Raw genomic sequence first — 20,409 nt, forward strand, 5'->3', positions numbered from 1 at the left:
AAACTAAAAACCTTACCCCTAACTATATATACTTTTACTATTATTTTCTTTTACTCTTTGGTGGGCTCGGTCGCTCGCTATTGCTCGCTCCCTCGCCCCTATTTTATATTCAAAAAATGAGTTTTTGAAGGTAAAAAATCCTCTAAGACCCCTCTTTTGCAAAAATTAAAAGTTGACGTTGACTCGACATTCGAGTGTCGAGTTTTTATCAAAAGTTGTCGTTCACTTGTCGTTCTAGAACGACAAGTTTTTGAATCTAATAATTTTTAAAGAATTCTCCCAAAAAATCGCCCCTTTGGCGATTAGTTAGCTCCGGGGATGGTACAATATTAGAACTTGGTTTTGGGATAATTTTCCAATAATAGGCCCATTATATCTTAAAGTACCTTGTTATCTCGAATAAATTTAAGTTGTTTTGTCCAATCCATTAGATTGCCTTCTACCCTACTAAGATCCCGATCTGACAATGGATTATGATGGGCAATAATACGTCTTGATGGTATAGTTTCATCTAGTTTCGATAATAACCATTCGGTTTTTCTCCTTTGATTTTTCAAATACTTATTAAAAATTCTATTATGGCTCTTCAAAATTAAAATTAAATCTCCAAAATCAGAATAATATATTGGATGATCGCCCCTTTTACCGTGCCAGGCTCTTCGCTTTTCTTCTTTCATTCGCTCTTTTACTCTAGTCATGATTTCAGAAAGTTTTTTGGTATTCATTTTTGTCGGCCACCAATCTGAACCAAATTCTTTTTCTAAGACTTTATTTATAAAATTTCTAATAGAATTTTCAAAAATATAAAGTACAAGATATGCTTTTCCTGCCATTTTTACTGCGTCTTTTTTCACCGAATTTGGCAACAAAGGTTCATTGATTATACCAAATTGGGTCTTAATTGGCCTCGACACAGAGGATCTAGCCTTATAGTATAGTCTTCTTTTTTTCTCAGATTGAGAAACTTGAATTGCACTAGCTATTTTACTCTGTTCTTTTAGGGAAAGTTTCTTAAGTTCCCTTGAATAGCCCACATTATTTTCTGCAGCCAGAATAAAAATAGCCTCTTTTGAAGTAAGACCAAGAGGTCTTCCTCTTTGCCAAATTCTTTTCTTTAGAGCGACCACTGTGGAAGATCTAAGTTTTTTTTGAAGACGTTCAAGAAGAGTCATGACTTCTTTTTCTTTTTTATTTCCTTAATTGGAACAATTTGCTGAACTCTTCTCTTGCTAATCTCTAAAATCTCTGCAATATCCTTTGATTCAGCCCCGTTCAACATTGCATTCAAAATTAGAAGCCTTTTAATCGCTTCCAGTGGTTTTAGTGATTGTTTCCTTTTCTTAGCCATATTGTTTTTATTTCTTTTTCAAATGTTTGGCAATTTTATTCACCATGTTAATATCTGTGCCAACTATCTTCCGTATCTTACGTTGGGTCATACCAGCTCTGCTAAGCTCAACAATCAAAAGCTTCTTCAGTAAATCTATAATCTCCTCTGTTTCAGATTTTTTTTCCTGTTTTTTATTCATTTTACTTCTTCTTTCTTCTTTTGTTATCATAAAGTAAATGTGATACTTGTGTATTAGTTTTCCCTAGCAATCGTGCAATTTCTTGGTTTTTAAAACCTAATTGTCTCAATTGACTAGCTAAACTAGCCAAAGTCATTTTTGATCTTTTTTCTTCACTTTGGGTAAGAGAGGTTAGTAAAAAGTTAATTATCACATCTAATCTCTTTATGATGTCTTGTGTGTTTTTGTTCGAAGGCATATTGCTTTGTTGTTTAAATCAATTTAAAAAAATATTTTTTGCCTTTTCTGGTTTCACTTGTGATAAAACCTAACTCAGAGAGTGTTGTTAAGTGGTGGGTAACTGTTGGCTGTTTGACCCTGAGGATTTTAGCAATTTCAGTAACACCTTTTTTGCCATCACATAAATTATAGACTTTTTTTCTAGGCCCACTAGCTAATGCTTTCTCTTTAGCAGCTTCTATTTGATCAGCGTGTGTTAGCTTATAGAGAGAGAGGACTTGGTTAAGAACAGACTTTAAAGCTATTATTTCTTTTATAAATTCTTCGTTCATTTATATCTTTTTTCTATAAGTTTAATTTTTAACATTGTCGACCATATATAGTTTAGCTGATATAGAAATTGTTGTCAAGAACCAGAACATAATACTCACACAGGGCTCGAATCGAGAAAATAAAAAATTGCCCAGCGAATGGGCTTTTTGTTTTTAAATCTCTTGGTCTCTTGATAAAAAATTTGGTTACGGAACATCGTGGACAATGTTAGAACTGTGTTTAGAGAATTAGATGAATTATGTTTATATACCCAACTTAAAGGTCTCAAGCACATCCACTCTATGACCATCGGGCGGTAATCCACCTTTAATTATATTGATTTGACTGACAAGCATTTTCCCAAACGAAATTTCTTGGTAGTTTTTCTTGATGGTTTCAAATAATTCAGTAGGCTCTTCGTAGAAATAAATTACTGCAACGTGGGGCATATAATTATTTCCCTCAAATTCGGGATACTCGCTAAAAGGAATTGCATTGTTTAATCGCTTATGTAACTCAAAGAGTTTGTCGTCAGGAGAAAAAACCTGCACAAATATATTATTGGGAAATTGACTAAATCCTTTAAGTTCTACCTCAAATGGTTGAAATCCAACCAATGCTTCTTTAGTTTTTTTAATAACATCTGGTATTACAGATTCTTGAATCTGTTTTCTCAACAAACCACAGGATTTAACAGTGCAGTGATACATATCCTGAGGTACATAATCTTGATTCGGAAATTTTTCTCTCAGAAGTTGGGCAATTTCACTGATTTTCTCTTTTAAAGGAGGTGAAATCCAAAAATTAAGAGATAAATCATTGAATTCTGGAATAGGATTATTCTTATTTCTTAGAAATATCTTATTTTTCATAAAATTTCTTAAGTCGTCTTCATTCTATCAAAAAACCGCAAAAAGTTCTAACCGTCCACGACGGGTAGCTAATTTTGAGTTAAAAATTGAGTGCTGGAGGGGTAGGATTCGAACCTACATTACGGGTTCCAGAGACCCGCTGCCTACCGTTAGCAGACCCTCCAAAATAACGAGAATTATACTTCTAAATATCTCCTGATAGCAATTATACTGGAAATTACCCCTAATCCTATTCCGGTTAAAATCTGAATTAAAAGCAATGTCCAGAAATTACTGACAAAGAAACTGTAAATATTTAAACCGGGAATGAGAATTTCCAGTTTTGGACTTAAAAAATAGCAAAGAGGAAGAAAAATTAAAAGGCAAATTAGAGTAGCGAGAAAACCAGAAATTACTCCCTGGATTAAAAAGGGTCCTCTGATAAACCGATTTGAGGCACCAACTAATCTCTGAATTTCAATTTCCTCTCTTGAGTTATAAATTGCTAATTTAATGGTATTAAAGGCAATTAAAATGGCCAATATCCCAAAAATCAAACTGGCTCCAATTCCCGCTTTGTTAATCCCGGAGGTTATTGAGAAAATTCTTTCAATGACTGGTTTTCTTTGATAATAATCAACTTTTTCAATTAGATTTTCAGAGGAATTGTCTTCTAAAAAATTTGCGACAATTCCGTATTGAGTGGCTTCCCAGGCTTTAATATTTAAGGCAGCTAAAAAGGGGTTTTCAACCTCAACCAAAGAGGCCATTAACAAAGGATTATCTTTGTGCCTCTGAGTAAATCTTTCTAAAGCCTCAGTTCGAGAAACATATTCTATATTCTTTACTTCTGGAATCTTAGAAATTTCGTCCTTTAGTTCTAAAATATCTTCTTCTGGAGAATCTTCTTTAAAATAAACTGAAATATCAACTTTTTCTTGAAGGCTCAAAATCAAAAATCGAGTCGCTTTTTGTGAAATAAAAAGGGAGGTGGCCAAAGAAATAACAATCAACATAATAAAAATAGTAGCCAAAGATAATCCGCTATTCCTTTTAAAATTTAACCAACCAGATTTAAATATTCTTTTAATTAGTACAAACATTAATTTAGCTTTTTAGCTTCTTAGCCGGTTAGCTTATTAGAAATTTATATCTTTACCTAAAAAGCTAATAAACTACAAACTAGTCAGCTACAGAATGAATCGGCCTTTTTCTTTATCCCTAATTATTCTTCCCTCCTCCAGGGTTATTACCCTTTTCCTTAAGATATTAATTATTTCCTTATTATGGGTGGCTAAAATAACAGTAGTTCCCAATTCCTGAATTCTCAATAAAAGTCTAATAATGTCTGAGGCGTGATAGGGATCTAAATTACCAGTTGGTTCATCGGCTAAAATAACATCAGGTCGATGGATAAAAGCCCGAGCAAGGGCTGTTCTTTGACGCTCTCCCTGGGAAAGTTCAGCTGGGAAATTATCGGCCCGATCAGTCAATCCAACAATTTCCAAAACTTCAGGAACCTGACGGGCAATTTCCTCGTCTGTTGCCCCAATTACTTCTAAAGTATAGGCAATATTTTCATAAGTTGTTTTTGAAGGTAGAAGTTTATAATCCTGGAAAACTGTCCCAATTCTTCGCCTTAGTTGAGGAAGATCACCTCTTTCTATTCTATGAACATCGTTTTTATCAAAAAAAACTCTTCCTTTAGTTGGTCTTTCTTCGGCTAGGAGTAATTTAAACAAAGTTGTTTTACCAGCCCCCGATCTTCCGACAATTGAAACAAACTCTTTTTTTGCTACTTCAAAAGAGATATCCTCTAAGGCAATAGTATTTGGAGGATAGACTTTAGTAATATTCTGAAATTTAATCATTTAATTTTATTTGGGCTTCAATAAATTTATCTAAATTACCATCCAAAACCCCTTCAACGTCAGATGTTTCTATTTTGGTTCTGAGATCTTTGACAAGTTTATAAGGATGTAAAACATAAGATCTAATTTGATTTCCCCAGCTAGCCGAAATTAGACTACCTTTGATTTCTTTTAACTCTTTTTTTTGTTTTTTTGCTTTCAGTTGAAGAAGTTTAGCATATAAAACCTTCATTGCCTTTTCTCGATTTAGTCCCTGGAGTCTTTCGCCTTGACAGGAAACAGTAATTTTAGTTGGTAAATGGGTGATTCTAACTGCCGATTCTCTCCTGTTCACATACTGACCACCAGGACCTGAAGCTCTAAAAGTTTCTAATTTTAGATCATCCTGTTTAATTTTAATATTCTGTTCCTCAACTTTTCCAATCTCGGGCAAAACTTCAACTAGGGCAAAAGAGGTATGACGAAGGCTCTTTGGAGAAAAGGGAGAAATTCTAACAAGTCTGTGAACTCCAGTTTCTTTTTTAAGGAAACCGAAGGCATAAGGTCCTTTAATCTCTAGAGTGGCTGATTTTGTCCCAATTCTTCCTTCTGGACCACCTCCTTGACCAAAGGATTGGTCTAAAATTTTTGTTTTATACCCCGAAACCAGGCAATACCTTTGATACATTCTAAGTAACATTGTTGCCCAATCTTGAGCATCCTGTCCACCTGCCCCGGCCATTATCTGTAAAGTCGCACTTCCCTTGTCATATTTTCCAGAAAGAAAGATTCTCAGTTCTTCCTTTTTAATTTTAGTTTCTAAAATCTGAATTCTTTTTTGTATCTCTAATTCTTTAAAATCTTTCTCCTTAAGTAAAGCACTCAATCCTTTTAGTTCCCTTAATATCTGATCCCATTTTTTTACCTCATTAGAAATGTGAGCCAATTCTTGACTAATTTCAGTTGCCCTAACTTTTTCTTTCCAAAAATCGGCTTTTTGAGATTCTTTTTTAAATTCTCTAATTTTCTCTCTCTTTTTTTCTAAGTCAAAGACGGTCCATCAACTGATGGATTTTAGTTTGAAGTTCTTTTAATTTTAAAAATAGATCAGCCATAATTTTATTCCTTTTCTAATTAACTTCAATAAAGCCAGAGATCGGATTTGAACCGATGACCTGCGCTTTACGAGAGCGCTGCTCTTCCTCTGAGCTACTCTGGCATCATAGCTCTTCAATTTAAGCGGGATACGGGGATTGAACCCGTGTCTCAACCTTGGGAAGGTTGCATTGAGCCACTCAACTAATCCCGCAGATTTGCTACGAAACTTGGGAAAAGTCACAGTAACCATTATACGACACCCGCCCATTAAAATTTTAACTTTTCTAACTTTTCTAAAATTTTCTGCCAGAGGCTTTTTGGCTCCTCGGTTTTTTCTTCCTCTGTTTCTCCTGATGGCGAAATAACTACTACCTCTTCTCCTTCTTTTTTGAGTAAAAACTTTTCTCTGGCCACTTTTTCTAAATAGCTTTCATCTGAAATCTGAAAAATTCCAGCTTTTAATTCCTCATTTTTTTTCTCTAGAGTTTGGATTTCTTCTTTTAAGCGCTCAATTTGGGAGGTAAGTTCTCTCTTTCTTTGATTTATTCTTGAATTAGAAAGGAGTAAAAAGGCGATTATTCCTAAGGCGAAAAGGGTTGAAAAAATAGTAAAAAGGACTTTCTTATAAAGGCGCTTCCTTTTAAATTTCTTTGATTTTGCTATCATATACCAATATGCCTAAAATTAGACCGAAGAAAATTTTTAGAATAATCTGGATTATTATAGTCTTTTCAGTGATCTTAAGTACAGTTTTCTTTCTAATCGCTCCCCTATTTTGATTATACAGAATTAATAAAATTTTAAAAGGGTAGTAAAAAACAGCGGTCATTTGAGCCGCTTTTTAACGAACTGTTTTAAGATAGCGAAATAATTAAGAATTGTCAACTTCTTTTAGGCCTTAAATATTTCTAAAAATACCTTTGTAGGAATTCTTACCCCTCCAATTTCTTTTAATTTTTTCTTGCCTTTTTTTTGTTTTTCTAGAAGCTTTCGCTTCCGAGTGTAATCACCACCATAAAGAGGAGCGGTAACGTCTTTTCTCCTAGCTTTTATTGTTTCCCGGGCAATAATTTTTCCGCCAACTGCTGCCTGGAGGGCAACAGAAAAAAGTTGGGAAGGCAAAATTTCTTTTAATTTTTTAACAATCTTTTTTCCTTCTTCAAGGGTCCTATTTTTTGGAACGATTTTTGAAAAAACCTCTTCTTTTTTCCCAGCAATTAAAATTTCAAGTTTTATTAAATCTGCCGGCCGATAGCCTAAAATTTCATAATTCATTGAGGCAAAACCCTGACTTTGCCCTTTAAGTTGATCATAAAATCCGACAATAATTTCTCTTAAAGGGACCTCGTAAATTAGAAGTAATCGATCCTGGCTGAAATACTTTTTTTCAATGTAATTTCCTTCCAATTTTTCGACGATTTCTAAAACTCGGCCAAGATAACCCGATGGGGTAATAATTTCTAATCTTACCCAGGGTTCTTGAATTTCTTTTATAACTGAAGGGTTGGGCCAATCACTGGGGGAATAAACAAAAAATGTTTCATTATTTTTTTTGATAATTTTATAAACCACTGAGGGGGTGGAAATTACCAAATTCAAGTCAAATTCTCTTTTTAATCTCTCAGCGACAATTTCGATATGGAGGGAACCTAAAAATCCACAAAGATATCCTCGACCGAGACCCTCTTTTCTTTCTGGTTCAAAAATAAGAGAGGCATCGTTCAATTTCAATTTCATCAAAGCTTCTTTTAAAAGATTAAAATCATCAGGATTTTCTGGATAAAAACTAGCAAAAATCATGGGTTTAGGCTCCAAATAACCAGGTAATGACTTCACTGAGTGACTGAGTGACTGAGCGACTGAGTGACTGGTAATGGTATCCCCTACCCTTACCCTTCCCGGTTCTTTAATTCCAGTAGCAATATAACCAATTTCACCTGTCTTTAACTCTTCCTGAGGTAAGAATTGAGGTCCAAAGAAACCTAGCTCTTTTACTTTACCCTCTATCTTTCCAGCCAATAAATAAAGGTTTTGTCCATTTTTAATCTTGCCATCAACTATTCGGACAAAACAGATTACTCCCTTATAAGGATCGTATTTTGAATCAAAAATTAGAGCCCGCAAGGGCCCTTTTATATCGCCTCCTGGAGAGGGAATTTTTTCAATTGTCGTTTTTAAAATCTCTGGGGTGTTGGTTCCGTATTTGGCTGAAATTTTCATAACCTCTTTTTTTTCTATACCCAAAAGGTTAGCCATTTCCTCAGTTGTTTCCTTAATTCGAGCATTAGAGAGGTCAATTTTATTAACCACTGGTAGAATCACTAAATTTTGCTTTTTAGCCAAATCTAAGTTTGCCAATGTCTGGGCCTGAATTCCCTGAGTAGCGTCAATTAATAAAATTGCTCCTTCAACCGCTGCCAAAGAACGAGAAACTTCGTAAGAGAAATCAACGTGGCCAGGGGTATCAATCAAGTTCAGGGTATAGGGTTTAGCTACTAGGGTATAATTCATTCTTACGGGATGCATTTTTATTGTAATGCCTTTGCCTCTTTCTAAATCCATTGTATCGAGATATTGTGGCCTCATTTCTTTTTTATCTACGGTCTCTGTCAACTCTAAAAAGCGATCAGCCAAAGTTGACTTACCGTGATTTATGTGTGAGATAATACAGAAATTTCTGATAAAAGATTGATCTCTCATGATTTGCTTTGAAATTGTCTTAAAATCGAATATTTAAAGGTTTCAAATTCCGGTGATTTTAAAAGAAAAGTGATTAAAATATAAACAAAACCACCCACTGCCCCAGCTAAAACCGTCTGAAGGGAAAGCCCAAAGACTGTTTTGGTGTTAACAAAATTGGCTGAAAAATAAAGAGTAAAATAAGTGAAAAGGATCATTAAAATACTAGCTATAATAATTTTTGAAAGAGAGCGCCAAATTTCTATTAATTTTATATCACCGATTTTTTTATAAAAGAAAAATAAAAGCAAAATAAACTGAAAGATAACACTCAAAGAGAAGGCTAAGGGTAATCCAGTAACTGATATATTTTCCATTCCCTCTAATTTTAAGATTGCCCTCAGGAAATCCTGAATAAAGTTAGGAAATTTTAAAAGCCGGACAAAATTAAAACTCAAAATAATATTTAAAATAACCGCTCCGACAGCAATTAAAGTAGGAGTTTTAGTGTCTTGCATGGAAAAGAAGGCCCGGGAAATCAAATGAATAAAAGCCAGGGCAAAAATTCCAATAGAAAAAAGTCCAAGACAGGCAGCGGTCAATTTAGTGGCTGGCCAATCAAATTCCTGGGGCCCTAAGGTCCCTAAAACTAATCTAATTATCTGAGCTCTTAAAATAAACATTAAGAGTGAAATTGGAATAATTAAAAAAAGAATATGTCGAAAGGCCAAAGAAAATTGTTCTAAAAATTTTTCTTTGTCATTACTAGCCCAAGCCTTAGAAAGAGTTGGAAAAACAGCAATGGCAAAAGGAATAGCAATTATTCCAATAGGAAAATACTGAAAATCATTTGCATAATTAAAAATAGCAATCCCACCAGCGATCGTTGAGGCAATAGCAGTAATTACCAAAAGGTTTATTTGTTGAGCAGCGACAGTGAAGGTTCGAGGGATCATTAAATAAAAAATCTTTTTTATAGCCGGATACTTAAAATCAAAAAGAAACCTATATGAAAAACCAGAATTTATAGCCGCCGGAATCTGAACTAGCCAGTGACAAAAAGCTCCTAAAATTACTCCATAAGCTAAGCCTAAAAGACCAAAGGTTGGATAAAAAAACAAAATCCCAAAAATAATTCCCAGATTATACAAAATAGGAGCTAACGAATAAACAAGGAATCGATTAAAATACTGCAGAATTCCAGAAAAGATATTTGACATCCCAAAGAAAATCGGGCTTAAAAACATTATTCTAGCCAAAACAACAGTTAAGGCTCTATCTTGAGGAGAAAAGCCAGGAACAATAATTTCCATTAACTGGGGGGCTAAAAAAAAGAGTACCAGTGAAGTTAAAATAAGGAGAAACAAAAAAATATTTAAAACGTAGTTTGTCATTTCCCAGGCTTTTTCTTTATTTTTAGTAAAATATTCTGAAAACAATGGTAAAAAGGCAACCGCCAGTCCACCAACAATTAAAACATTATAAACTAAATCAGGGATTCTAAAGGCGGCTAAATAAATATTTGCCTCAGTTTTTGTTCCAAAGTAACCAGCCAAAAGCCCATTTCGAATAAGTCCTAAAATTCGACTGATTGCCGAAGAAAGACCGATTAAAATGGCAGCAAAGGTAACGGTTTTAGTTTGAGAATTAAAAATCCGATTAAACATTTTATATTAAGTTAATATATCATTATACCCTTGACAGAAAAAAATTAAAGGGTTAAAATGAATTTGTCCTAGTAAGTCGGGTGATTGCGGATCGTTTTTACGATCTGAGGAAAGTCCGAACACCCATTTCCATCGCTGAGACGGATCTAAAAAGATAGCGGTTAACAACCGTCGATCGTAAGATTAGAGGTGCGAACAGAGACGCCGAGGCTCGAAAGGGTCGAGGCGCCCTCCGAAGCCAAAGGCCTCGGAGGGCGAGTTCAGCCTAAAGGCTGAGGTGAAACGGCTAAATCCTTATCGGGTGCAAGAACAAACCAAAGTTCTGCTAAATCTTGTAGAACTCTTGGAAAAGTAGTTCGCCTGAGCCCAGTGGTAACATTGGGCCTAGAGAGATAATCACTTAAAACAGAATTCGGCTTATGGACTTACTAGGACATTAAAAAACAGGGAATATCCCCTGTTTTTTAATTATATTTAGACTAATTTCTGAGTCTTTGCTCGAATATTGAGAGCTTCATTTACCAGCCTATCGGCCTCTTTATTTTTTTCTCGAGAAATGAGTTTAAATTTAACTTTTTTAAAATCAATTTTTAGGTTCCAGGCTTTTAAAAAAAGAGGTTGAATTTTTGAATCTAAAATTTTGAATTGACCTCGCAATTGTTTTACTAAAAGCTCTGAATCTGATCTTAATTCGATTTCTGAGTTTTTGGCTAATTTTTTTCCAAAAAGAGCCTTAAATTTTTTCAAAGCAGAAATGCAAGCTAAATACTCAGCCTCGTTATTTGTAAAATTCTCACCCAAATACTGAGAGTATTTTTTTATCATCTGACCCTTTTCATTACAAAACAAAGCTCCAATGGCCGCCGGCCCAGGATTACCCCTGGAACCTCCGTCGATGTAAATTATTATCTTTTTCATAGGTTTAAAAGTATACTTTATATTAAAATCTGACAGTAATCCTGGGCCACAGAAAGGGGTCGGGAAAACTGGGTGTTTTCCCGTAGTGGAAGTATTGAAACCGCAAGGTTTCAAGGAGCGAAGCGAAGCCCCGAAGGGGCGCTCGAGCCGAAGGCGAGAGAGAGTGGAGCGACGGCCCAGGATTACCTCTTGAGCCTCCATCTATGTAAATAATAATTTTTTTCATAATTTTTAGATTTTTTTTCGTGGTGACAGTCACCTTTTAGAGAAATATTCAATTAGGCGTTTTTTAAATTGTTCTAAGTTTTCATTTTTTATTCTGAAACCACAGGCCGGTGGATGACCACCATAGGTCTCTAAAATTTCTGGACAAGTGCCCATCGCTTTGACTCCATCAAGTCCTTGAGGTATCCTTACTGCTCCTTGACTTTCTTTTTGGCCCTTCTGAAAAAGGAAGGTCGGCTTTTTATATTTCTGGCAGATTCTGGAAGCAACTGGACCAAGTAAAGTTAATGACCAGTCAGATGCTCCTTCAAAAACTATTTCTTCTGATTTTTTCAAAATCCTTTCCTCAACTTCTCTATTTATCTCTCTGATTCTGACTTTGCGTTGAGAACTTTTTTCAAGGAGACCTTTAACCAAATATTCCGCTGTTTCTTCGTCTTTTTGAGTTAAAAGTAAATAAGCTCCGGTAAGGTGATTTTTAACATCGGCGGTATTTAAAGAAGAAATAATTCTTTGAATAAATTCTTGGAAATTTTTACAACTTTTAAGTAAATTTATTTTCAAAAAAGCCCTCAATCCCGGTCGCCAACTATTTCTAAGAGACCTAATTCCTTCTTCAATGAAAATCTGATTCTCTTCAATTCTGGGCATCTGATCGGCGATAGTGGCTAAAGCAACGAGTTCAAGGAAATTTTCTTTTAAAGACTGAGTTAATTTTTTTCCTAAGAGAGCCTGGGAAAGCTTAAAAGCAATTGCGGCATTGGCCAGTTCTTTAAAAGGATACTCATCACCTTTTTGTTTTGGATCAACGACAATAGAAGCCTGGGGAATTTTATTTAAAACTTGGTGATGATCAACAATAATTACCTCAAATCCCAATTTTTTAGCAAGTTTTATTTCCTCAAAATTTCCGATTCCACAATCTAAGGTAATTAGCAAACTAGGGGCTTCATTTTTTAAATAATTTAGAGCTTTAACATTTAATCCATATCCTTCTTTTTCTCGGTCAGGAAAATAAATAGCGGGAATTTCTCCGCCCAGAGTTTTGAGAGTTTCTTTTAAAATAAGGACTGAGGATACTCCATCTAAATCAGCATCTCCATAAAGGATGATTTTTTCTTTCGACTTAATTGCAACTATTATCCTTTGGGCTGCTTTTTTTAAATTTTTAATTTCCACAATATCCTAATTTATTTTTTTATTCCAGCATAGAATTTTGAGTTTTTCTCATAGAAATTTAAAGCTTCCAGGCCTGGCAGTTTTTCGCCACCTAGAAATTTAAGCATTGCCCCTCCTCCAGTAGAAAGATAATCAAATTTATCCGCTAAATTAAATTTATTAAGAGCAGAGAGGGTATCCCCTCCGCCAGCAATTTTAAAGACGAGGGGGTTCCTAATAATAGCCTGGGCAATTTCTTTAGTTCCTTTTTCAAATTGTTTTTTTTCATAAACTCCTAAAGGGCCACTCCAAATAATCATTTGAGCATTTTTAATTATTTGAGAAAAAATTTTGATAGTTTCCGGCCCGATATCAAAAACTCCCTCTTCTTTTCTAATACTTCCCAGGGCAGCCTCTCGAATATAATCCCCCTCTCCGCTCTCTAAAGAAACAATCCCATCCATGGGAAGATGAAGCTTGGGATTAGTTAAATCTAATTTTTTAATTTCTTCTATTACTTCTTTTTCTGGCCAGGGTTTTCCTATAGAAATTCCTTTTATTCTCAAAATAATATTAGCTATTTCCCCTCCCACAAGTAGATGGTCAGCTATTTTGAGAAATTTAGGGATTGCTTTAGCCTTAGTTGAAACTTTTATCCCTCCAATTATTGCTACCAGAGGACGCCAAGGTTTTTCTAAAACCTTAGAAAGAATTTTAATTTCCTTTTCTGATAATAATCCCACTCCCGAAGGTAAATATTTCGGTACTTTGGCAATTGAGGCATGGGGTCTATGACAGGTTGAAAAGGCTTCATTAATAAAAATATCCCCTAATCTGGAAAGTTCTTTGGCAAAATTTTCAGAATTTCCTTTTTCCTCTTTGTGAAATCTTAAATTTTCTAAAAGTAAAATTTCTCCAGACCTCATTGAATCTATCCATTTTTCAATTTCTTTTCCTAAACAATCTTTTGCCTTTACTACTGATAAATCTAAATATTCCATTAATTTTTCCTGAATCATATTCAACCTCAATCTCTCCACAATTTCACCTCCGGGATTATCTAAATGACTCATTAAAATAATCTTTGCCCCTTTTTTTATTAAATATTCAATGGTGGGGATGGTCTTTCTAATTCGGAAATCATCTAAAATTTCCCCTTCTGGAGTAAGGGGAACATTAAAATCACATCTTACCAAAACTCTTTTATCTTTGAAGTCAAAATCCCTTAGACTTTTCATTCTAAGTTTTATCTCCCTGATTTTTTGTCTTTGATTTTGTTTTCTTTAAAGATTCTTCTAAAACTTTCTTTAATTCTTCTAAATTAACGGTTTTTCTCTTTGGTCTTTTTGTTTTTTTTATTTTTTTAGATAAAAAGGGGGTGGGTTCTTTTTTAAAAGCCTCTTTAAGGGAAATGGTTGAAACTTTTGATGTTTTTATTTTCTTAAGACAAGATTTACAATAAACTGGCCTGGTTCCATCGGGAGGAAAAATAACTTTTGTCCATTTTTTGCACAAAAAACATTGGGCATCGTAAAGAACAGGAGTGGCTGGTCTGGGAGTTGTAGGCAGGGTTGAAGTTCCCAACCAGCGACTAATTTTTTCTTCAACAATTGACCTTGAGGCTCCATATCTTTCCCTAGAGGCCTTAATAATCTTTTCTCTATTTGATTTTTCTGGTTTTAGTATAGGAAGTAGGGTTTCAGCAGAAAATGGACGGCCTGCTATTCCATCAATCATTAACTTCAAATAAATGTTGTATTTTGCCAGATTAACCAAATCAGTAGCCGAAAACTCGGGAATAAATTCTTTTTCTAAGTATTCAGCGTCTTCAGCTCCCACTCTAAAAGAGATGAGAGTTCCGACATTACCAAAAACAGCATCTCTAACTGAATCTTCCATTTGGGCAATATATTGATGCCCTAAAGTCAAAGACAGCCTATATTTTCTTGCCTCAGATAAAATGTTAACAAAGGATTCAGTGGCAAAGTTCTGAAATTCGTCAACATACAAAAAGAAATCTCTTCTTTGTTCTTCGGGAACATCCACCCTTGACATTGCTGCTAATTGCAATTTTGTAATTAAAAGAGCTCCCAAGAGCATTGAATTATCTTCACCAATTCTTCCTTTAGACAAGTTTAAAATCAGAATTTTCCCTTCATCCATTATTTCTCTCATATCAATAGCTGACTTAACCTGGCCAATAATGTTTCGAACTAAGGGGGCAGAGATGAATTGGCCAACTTTATTTTGGATGGCAGCTGTTGCCTCTACTTCATATCTCTGGGTGTATCTGGCAAATTCATTAACCCAAAAAGTTTTTATTACCGGGTCAGTAATTTTCTCAACTACCTTTTTTCGATATTCGGGATCAGCCATCATTCGGTTAATCCCTAATAAAGTTGAACCAGGATATTCTAAAAGAGCTAAAATAGAATTATTTAAAATGTATTCCATTCTGGCTGACCAGACATCTGGCCAGATTTTTTTAAAAACTCCCATTAGGCCCGAGGCGATCAAATGTCTATGTTCTAAACTAACCTTTTCCATAACATTGAAGGTAATTGGATAGTCTAAATCGGCCGGATTAAAATAAACAACATCATTAATTCGATTAGAGGGAACAAAGTTTAATAATCTTTCGGCTGCCTCACCATGGGGATCAACAAAACCAATACCTCTACCCTGCTGAATATCTTGAATAGCCATATTTTCCATCATTACTGTTTTTCCCATCCCCGTTTTCCCAATAAGATAAATATGTCGACGCCGATCATCGAGTTTTATGCCAAACTTTTTCCTTATGTTCCGGAAAGTTGTTTCAGCAAAAAAGGTTATATCTTTGTTATTTTTCATATTATTCAGTAGGTAGACCCGGAGGGGCTTCTCCTTTTTTAGCCTCTATTCGAGGAACAGCTGGAGCAGGAGCAACTATTCTCCCAGGGAAATGATACAAAGTGGCTAATTCGGCAGTATTTAAAATATAAGTGCCACCTTTTCGAGGAAATAAAGGAGGCCATCTTTTTATATAATATTTAAATAATCTTCTCTTCCTTAGATAGGTTCTTCTCTTTCTCAGAATCCATTGAATCTTTGGCATTGTTTTTGTCCAGGGTTTAAGACCATTCATATTCTCAGTAGAAATTTCCTTAAAAAAACCAAAGGGAATTCGGGCTTTTGGTTTAAAGAAAACACCTTTTTTCCCAAGATAAAAATATCTAACATTACAGTCAAAACCAAATTTTGAAATTTTTTCCTGAATTCCTTTAATTATCTCTAATTCTCCGGGAGAAAGTCTTAAGGCTCCAAATTCTATTTTTTCTGGTTCTTTTTTTGCTTCTTCAAGGGGTTCCCCAGCTATTAAAACCCGAGTGGTCCCTTTTATAGCATACTGAGGAAATGGCTCCAAAGAAGGAGGAGCAGCCCTACCCATTAATTCCTCAACTATTTTTTCTCCTTCCTTAATCCAGGGAATCTCGTCTCTAATTGGTTTAGCAATTATCTGAAGCCAGAGTTGTTCGCCTGGTTTAAGAGTAGCCATTCCTTCAAGAAGTCCAGCTAAAGGGTCAATTCTTTTTTCTTCCTTTATCTCTCTTTCTAATTCAAATTTTGAATAAGTCTTAATTGGGTAAGGACTTGGTCTAGGGTTTTTCATATCAAAACCAAAAAGATCCCAATCTTTGTTGGGAATATCTTGGGGAACATATTTTGTATAGTCATCAACTTCAGAAATTTCAGCCTCGGCATATTGAGAATAGATATTTGATTCAATAATATTTCGGAATACTTCTGGCGCTCTGACATAAAAGTGAACCTCACCACCAAAACTAACGATTTCCAGAGAAATGGCCAACTGACATTTCCCTTCTAGCCATTTCTCTCTAAAGCTAAAAATATCATGAATTGCATGGAAACCAGCGAAAACCTGTTCCATGGCCTTGATAGGCTTTAATACTTCTTTTGGTATCTTGATTTCGAGGAGAATAAATTTAATTTTGGATGTCCACCTGTCTCGAATAAAATAAAGATAAAGATACAAAAAAGGCTGGATAAAAATAAAAGGCAGGATAACCCACCACCAATTCTTTAAAATTTCTAAACTAGAAATTGAAGTTTTAGCCCAGAAATCAGGAGTTTTTAATAAATCTAAAATTTCCAGAATCATTTAAACTTCTTTAATTTTGTACTTCCCAGCAGAATTTTTTAAAAAATACTTTTTATCTTGGAGATTTATCAAAATAGTATTTATCTTAACTAATCTTTGTTTTAAAACCTCTTTCACTATTTCTTCTTTGCTTAGAGACCTCTTGCTCTTTTTTAAAACCATTGAAATTATATCCTTGACCACTCCCGGGACATATCCCCATTCTCTTAGGGCATAAAGGCCGCGACCAACCAGAACAAATCTGGGATCTTTGATTAATTCATTATGAACAGTCTGGGGTAAGGCCAAAGATTGAGATATTTTTTCCAGTTTTGAATTGTTAATTAATTGAGTGACCTCTCGAAAATGCAAAGGCTTTTTTTCTCTTTTAAATATTAAATGGGCCCTATCTTTTATCCCTCGGGGATTAATCTCTGGCCAATCTTTTAGGCCAAATTTCTCTTCCGGCCCCTTTTGAATTTTCTTTGAAACCTCAAGATAGGAAACTAAAGCTTTAGGAGTTAGCTTTTCAAAGCCCAAATTGGTTTCTTTAATAATTTCTTCAAACAACAAGGGACGATTAATCTCTTCAAATTTATTATAGAGAGAAGATAAGACTTCTTGAGCAAAACTTAAAGAATTGGGATTAATTGTCCAGAGAGAATAAAGGTTTCTTGTTTCAGAAAATCTATCAAATTTTTCTCCCAATTTTAATAAGAAGAAAACCTGGTTTTGAAATTTGGAATCACCCAGCAAATCAAGTAATACTTCTTCTCTCCTTAAATCTCCGAAAGTATGAATTTGATCAGAAAAATATTGAAAAACCTTTTGGTGTTTCTCCAATTTCGGTTTCAACTTTAAAAATCCGGCCTCTTCAATTTGCCGAACCCTTTCTCTGGTAATACCGTAGCCTCTTCCAATTTCCTCTAAAGTCTTTCTTTTGCCAGTCTCAAAACCAAAACGAGACTCAATAATATCCTTTGTTCTTTTGGGTAAATCCTTAAGCAGATTTTGACAAATTTTTTGGTAATTAAGAATCATTATATCTTTATATCACAGTTAAAAAGATATGTCAAGAAATTTTAGAGCTTTTAAGAACCTCCTTATGCGGGGACGGCGAGACTCGAACTCGCAACTCTCCCCTACCAAATCTGCGGGTCCGATGGGATTTGAACCCACGATTTTCGGTTCGACAAACCGACGTGTTAAACCTAGCTACACTACGGACCCATTTTGGTGGGGGGGGTGTTCTAACCAATTGAACTACGTCCCCTATGCCGAGGGTGGGGTTCGAACCCACGACTTTCGCCTTATGAGTGCGATGCTCTAACCAACTGAGCTACCCCGGCATTATTCCAAGTCGTTTCTGCAATTTGGAAAATCAATTTGTTGCGCCGCCTGGAATTGCACCAGGGTCTTCAGCTTATGAGACTGACGAGGTACTACTCCTCTACGGCGCGCCATTTGAAAATCGTATCATAAAAATTAGAATAAAGTCAAGTCTAAAATACCTCTAGTTCGTGAAGGGTTTGTTCATAAATTTTCAAAACACTTCTGGCCTGGTCTAAATCCAGCCTGTAGCCTGGATCATGAACAATATTGTTGCGAATTTTATGAGCCCCCCACAAGGAATCTAAGTTTGAAATTACATCTCTGCTCAATTGTTTCAATCTTTCCCCTAAGCTTTCTCCTCTATATCCCATCCTTTTTAAGGTATCGCCTAACATTGAATCAGCCTCAATGATTGCCAGCTTTGCTTCCGATTCACTGTCTTTTTCCAATCTTTTTAAAATTTCTGCCCAGACCTTTGCCGTTTTTCTCATTCCATAGGGTTTAAAAGTTAAAATTTCTACTAAATCCGCCAAACCCATCCTTCTTAGCCAGGTAGATTTTAGAAGAATATAGATAAGACCAAAAATGGAAAATAGAAAAAGAACTAAAAATATAATTTTTAAAATGAAAAGGATTTCCTGAAATGGAAGTGAGGTTAAATTTTCGTATATCATATTTTTTCAAAGATTAGACCTGCCTCTAAGATTTTACTCTCCTCAAAAGCCTTTCCAATGATTTGTAAACCAACTGGAAGATTCTTAACCTTACCCACAGGAATAGAAAGGGCCGGTAGTCCAGCTAAATTGACTGAAACCGTAAAAATATCAGAGAGATACATTAAAAGAGGGTCAGTAATTTTTTCTCCCAGTTTGAAAGGAAGGCTGGGTGAAACAGGGACTAGAATGACATCGACAGTTTTAAAAGCTTTTTCAAAATCTTTTTTAATCTTAGTTCTAACTTTTTGAGCTCTTAAATAATATGCTTCGTAATAACCAGCAGATAAAGCATAGGTGCCAAGCATTATTCTTCGTCTAACTTCCTCTCCAAATCCTTCTTTCCTTGAATACAAATATACATCTAATAAGCTTTTAACTTTTGCTGGAGCTTTTGACTCCCCTCCATAAAATTCTTTTGATAGTCCGTATTTTATTCCATCATATCTGGCTAAGTTAGCCGAAACTTCAGATGGCATAATAATATAATAAGTAGCCAAAGCGTATTTTGTATGGGGAAGACTAATTTCTTTAATTTTTGCCCCTAGATTCTCAAATTTTTTTATTGAATCTCGAATTATTTCTTCAACTTTTGGATCCATCCCTTCAATAAAATATTCCTTGGGAATGCCAATTTTTAAATTTCTAATTTCTAATTTCCTTCTTCTAATTTCTGGTATTTCTACGCTTGTCGAATCCATTTCATCCTTGCCAGAAATTACCCCAAAAACTATCTTTATCTCCTCAACCGTTTTTGCGATTGGTCCTATTTGGTCCAAGGAAGAAGCCATGGAAATTAGGCCATAGCGAGAAACTGCTCCATAAGTTGGTTTTAACCCTACTACCCCACAAAAAGAAGCTGGCAATCTAATTGAACCTCCGGTATCTGATCCTAAGGCAAAACAACATAAATTTCCAGCTACCGCCGCTGCCGGTCCTCCCGAAGAACCTCCGGGAACTCGAGTTAAATCAAGGGGATTATGGGTAGGACCAAAAGCTGAATGTTCAGTAGATGAACCCATGGCAAATTCATCCAGGTTTGCCTTTCCTAAAATCACTGCCCTTTGAGCTTTCAGTCTTCTTATCACTGTAGCATCATAGGGAGCGATATAGTTTTCCAGAATCTTAGAGCCGGCCGTAGCTCTTATATTCTCGACTAAAATATTATCTTTTACTGCCAGGGGGATTCCAGCTAAAATAGGAATTTCTTTTTCTTTTGAAATTAAATCATCAATGATTTTAGCCTGCGAAATTGCTAAATCTTTGCTTATTGTTAAATAGGAAAAAAAATTTTTATCTAATTTTCCAATTCTATCCAAAAAAGCCTGGGTTAATTCTAATGCCGAAAATTCCTTTTTTATTAAACCCTGGTGGGTCTGGGGAATGGTTAGTTGGTAAAGTTCCATATTAAAAATTTACAATACTGACTTTACCCGAATATATCTTTTTTTCTTTTCAGGAGCCATTTCAATTAATTTATTGACTTTTTCTATCGGTTGCTTTTTTCGTTCATCCTTCCTCATTATCTCTTCTTTTTTTGGTAAAACATGAAAGGTCGGCTCAACCCCCTCTACGTTAACTTCTTTTAAAGAGGTAAAATAATCTAAAATTGAAGAAAGTTCTTTTTGAAATTTTTCTTCTTCTGATTCAGTAATTCCTAATCTAGCCAGTTTGGCAATGTGTTTTACTTCCTTTTTTGAAATCATAATTCTAATAA

The 20,409-nt window shown here is 35.0% G+C and carries 21 protein-coding genes, 6 tRNA genes and 1 other RNA gene; 1 reads left to right on the plus strand and 27 read right to left on the minus strand.

From position 1 onward, the window contains the following. Positions 1–377: 377 nt before the first annotated feature. The 15 genes from KJA15_00405 to murJ all read right to left on the minus strand — a co-directional run bounded on the left by KJA15_00405 (position 378) and on the right by murJ (position 10,205). Positions 378–1,172: a hypothetical protein gene (locus KJA15_00405; protein MBZ9571793.1), complete on the minus strand. Its 795-nt coding sequence runs from the start codon at positions 1,170–1,172 to the stop codon at positions 378–380. Continuing rightward, entirely contained in the window at positions 1,169–1,348 is a 180-nt protein-coding gene (locus KJA15_00410; GenBank protein MBZ9571794.1) for a helix-turn-helix domain-containing protein, read from the minus strand. The genes KJA15_00405 and KJA15_00410 overlap by 4 nt, the downstream gene beginning before the upstream one ends. Before the next feature lie 7 nt (positions 1,349–1,355). Further along, positions 1,356–1,529 carry a hypothetical protein gene (locus KJA15_00415; protein ID MBZ9571795.1) on the minus strand — a complete coding sequence of 58 codons (174 nt, stop codon included), beginning with the start codon at positions 1,527–1,529 and terminating at the stop codon, positions 1,356–1,358. A gap of 1 nt (position 1,530) precedes the next feature. Next, positions 1,531–1,767, minus strand: a complete 237-nt coding sequence (locus KJA15_00420; GenBank protein ID MBZ9571796.1) for a hypothetical protein — start codon at positions 1,765–1,767, stop codon at positions 1,531–1,533. A 13-nt stretch (positions 1,768–1,780) separates the two neighbouring features. Then, the gene (locus tag KJA15_00425; GenBank protein MBZ9571797.1) at positions 1,781–2,080 is read right to left on the minus strand and encodes a winged helix-turn-helix transcriptional regulator; all 300 of its coding nucleotides are present in this window, start codon (positions 2,078–2,080) and stop codon (positions 1,781–1,783) included. Positions 2,081–2,323: 243 nt separating this feature from the next. Then, on the minus strand, positions 2,324–2,932 hold the full coding sequence (locus KJA15_00430; GenBank protein MBZ9571798.1) for a 2'-5' RNA ligase family protein: 609 nt from the start codon (positions 2,930–2,932) through the stop codon (positions 2,324–2,326). A gap of 93 nt (positions 2,933–3,025) precedes the next feature. After that, a tRNA-Gln gene (locus KJA15_00435) sits at positions 3,026–3,096 on the minus strand. A 12-nt stretch (positions 3,097–3,108) separates the two neighbouring features. Beyond that, positions 3,109–4,014, minus strand: coding sequence for an ABC transporter permease (locus KJA15_00440; protein ID MBZ9571799.1), 906 nt, complete (start codon positions 4,012–4,014; stop codon positions 3,109–3,111). An 87-nt stretch (positions 4,015–4,101) separates the two neighbouring features. Beyond that, positions 4,102–4,782, minus strand: a complete 681-nt coding sequence (gene ftsE, locus KJA15_00445; GenBank protein ID MBZ9571800.1) for a cell division ATP-binding protein FtsE — start codon at positions 4,780–4,782, stop codon at positions 4,102–4,104. After that, positions 4,775–5,785: a peptide chain release factor 2 gene (gene prfB, locus KJA15_00450; protein ID MBZ9571801.1), complete on the minus strand. Its 1,011-nt coding sequence runs from the start codon at positions 5,783–5,785 to the stop codon at positions 4,775–4,777. The genes ftsE and prfB overlap by 8 nt, the downstream gene beginning before the upstream one ends. Positions 5,786–5,908: 123 nt before the next feature. Then, positions 5,909–5,980: transfer RNA gene (locus KJA15_00455), tRNA-Thr, on the minus strand. 19 nt (positions 5,981–5,999) lie between these two features. Next, positions 6,000–6,070 (minus strand) — tRNA-Gly (locus KJA15_00460). Positions 6,071–6,126: 56 nt separating this feature from the next. Next, the gene (locus KJA15_00465; GenBank protein MBZ9571802.1) at positions 6,127–6,525 is read right to left on the minus strand and encodes a septum formation initiator family protein; all 399 of its coding nucleotides are present in this window, start codon (positions 6,523–6,525) and stop codon (positions 6,127–6,129) included. 225 nt (positions 6,526–6,750) lie between these two features. Further along, a complete protein-coding gene (gene lepA, locus KJA15_00470; protein MBZ9571803.1) occupies positions 6,751–8,559 on the minus strand; it encodes a translation elongation factor 4 in 1,809 nt (602 codons plus the stop codon). Beyond that, positions 8,556–10,205, minus strand: coding sequence for a murein biosynthesis integral membrane protein MurJ (gene murJ / locus KJA15_00475; protein MBZ9571804.1), 1,650 nt, complete (start codon positions 10,203–10,205; stop codon positions 8,556–8,558). Before murJ ends, lepA begins: the two co-directional genes overlap by 4 nt. Positions 10,206–10,273: 68 nt before the next feature. On the opposite strand from murJ, the gene rnpB reads away from it, so the two are divergent. Next, an RNA gene (gene rnpB / locus KJA15_00480) (RNase P RNA component class A) lies at positions 10,274–10,641 on the plus strand. 38 nt (positions 10,642–10,679) lie between these two features. Here rnpB and KJA15_00485 read toward each other — a convergent pair. The 12 genes from KJA15_00485 to gatC form a co-directional block, all read right to left on the minus strand. After that, positions 10,680–11,123: a ribonuclease HI family protein gene (locus KJA15_00485; protein ID MBZ9571805.1), complete on the minus strand. Its 444-nt coding sequence runs from the start codon at positions 11,121–11,123 to the stop codon at positions 10,680–10,682. A gap of 255 nt (positions 11,124–11,378) precedes the next feature. After that, on the minus strand, positions 11,379–12,527 hold the full coding sequence (locus KJA15_00490) for a DHH family phosphoesterase (GenBank protein MBZ9571806.1): 1,149 nt from the start codon (positions 12,525–12,527) through the stop codon (positions 11,379–11,381). A gap of 11 nt (positions 12,528–12,538) precedes the next feature. Further along, positions 12,539–13,744 (minus strand): phosphoglycerate kinase, encoded by a 1,206-nt coding sequence (locus KJA15_00495; GenBank protein ID MBZ9571807.1) that lies wholly within the window; start codon positions 13,742–13,744, stop codon positions 12,539–12,541. Position 13,745: 1 nt separating this feature from the next. After that, a complete protein-coding gene (locus KJA15_00500; protein MBZ9571808.1) occupies positions 13,746–15,359 on the minus strand; it encodes a type IV secretion system DNA-binding domain-containing protein in 1,614 nt (537 codons plus the stop codon). Between the two features lies 1 nt (position 15,360). Beyond that, entirely contained in the window at positions 15,361–16,668 is a 1,308-nt protein-coding gene (locus KJA15_00505) for a hypothetical protein (protein MBZ9571809.1), read from the minus strand. Continuing rightward, positions 16,669–17,688, minus strand: a complete 1,020-nt coding sequence (locus KJA15_00510; GenBank protein MBZ9571810.1) for a hypothetical protein — start codon at positions 17,686–17,688, stop codon at positions 16,669–16,671. A gap of 113 nt (positions 17,689–17,801) precedes the next feature. After that, positions 17,802–17,877, minus strand: a tRNA-Asp gene (locus KJA15_00515). Positions 17,878–17,922: 45 nt separating this feature from the next. Next, a tRNA-Met gene (locus tag KJA15_00520) sits at positions 17,923–17,996 on the minus strand. Between the two features lie 40 nt (positions 17,997–18,036). Continuing rightward, a tRNA-Met gene (locus KJA15_00525) sits at positions 18,037–18,107 on the minus strand. 42 nt (positions 18,108–18,149) lie between these two features. Continuing rightward, positions 18,150–18,653 carry a hypothetical protein gene (locus KJA15_00530; protein MBZ9571811.1) on the minus strand — a complete coding sequence of 168 codons (504 nt, stop codon included), beginning with the start codon at positions 18,651–18,653 and terminating at the stop codon, positions 18,150–18,152. Further along, positions 18,650–20,098: an Asp-tRNA(Asn)/Glu-tRNA(Gln) amidotransferase subunit GatA gene (gene gatA / locus KJA15_00535; protein ID MBZ9571812.1), complete on the minus strand. Its 1,449-nt coding sequence runs from the start codon at positions 20,096–20,098 to the stop codon at positions 18,650–18,652. Before gatA ends, KJA15_00530 begins: the two co-directional genes overlap by 4 nt. A 9-nt stretch (positions 20,099–20,107) precedes the next feature. Beyond that, positions 20,108–20,398: an Asp-tRNA(Asn)/Glu-tRNA(Gln) amidotransferase subunit GatC gene (gene gatC, locus KJA15_00540; protein ID MBZ9571813.1), complete on the minus strand. Its 291-nt coding sequence runs from the start codon at positions 20,396–20,398 to the stop codon at positions 20,108–20,110. Positions 20,399–20,409 lie beyond the last annotated feature (11 nt).

The organism is Patescibacteria group bacterium (assembly GCA_020148145.1).
Lineage (GTDB): Bacteria > Patescibacteriota > Minisyncoccia > Minisyncoccales > JAHCRE01 > JAHCRE01.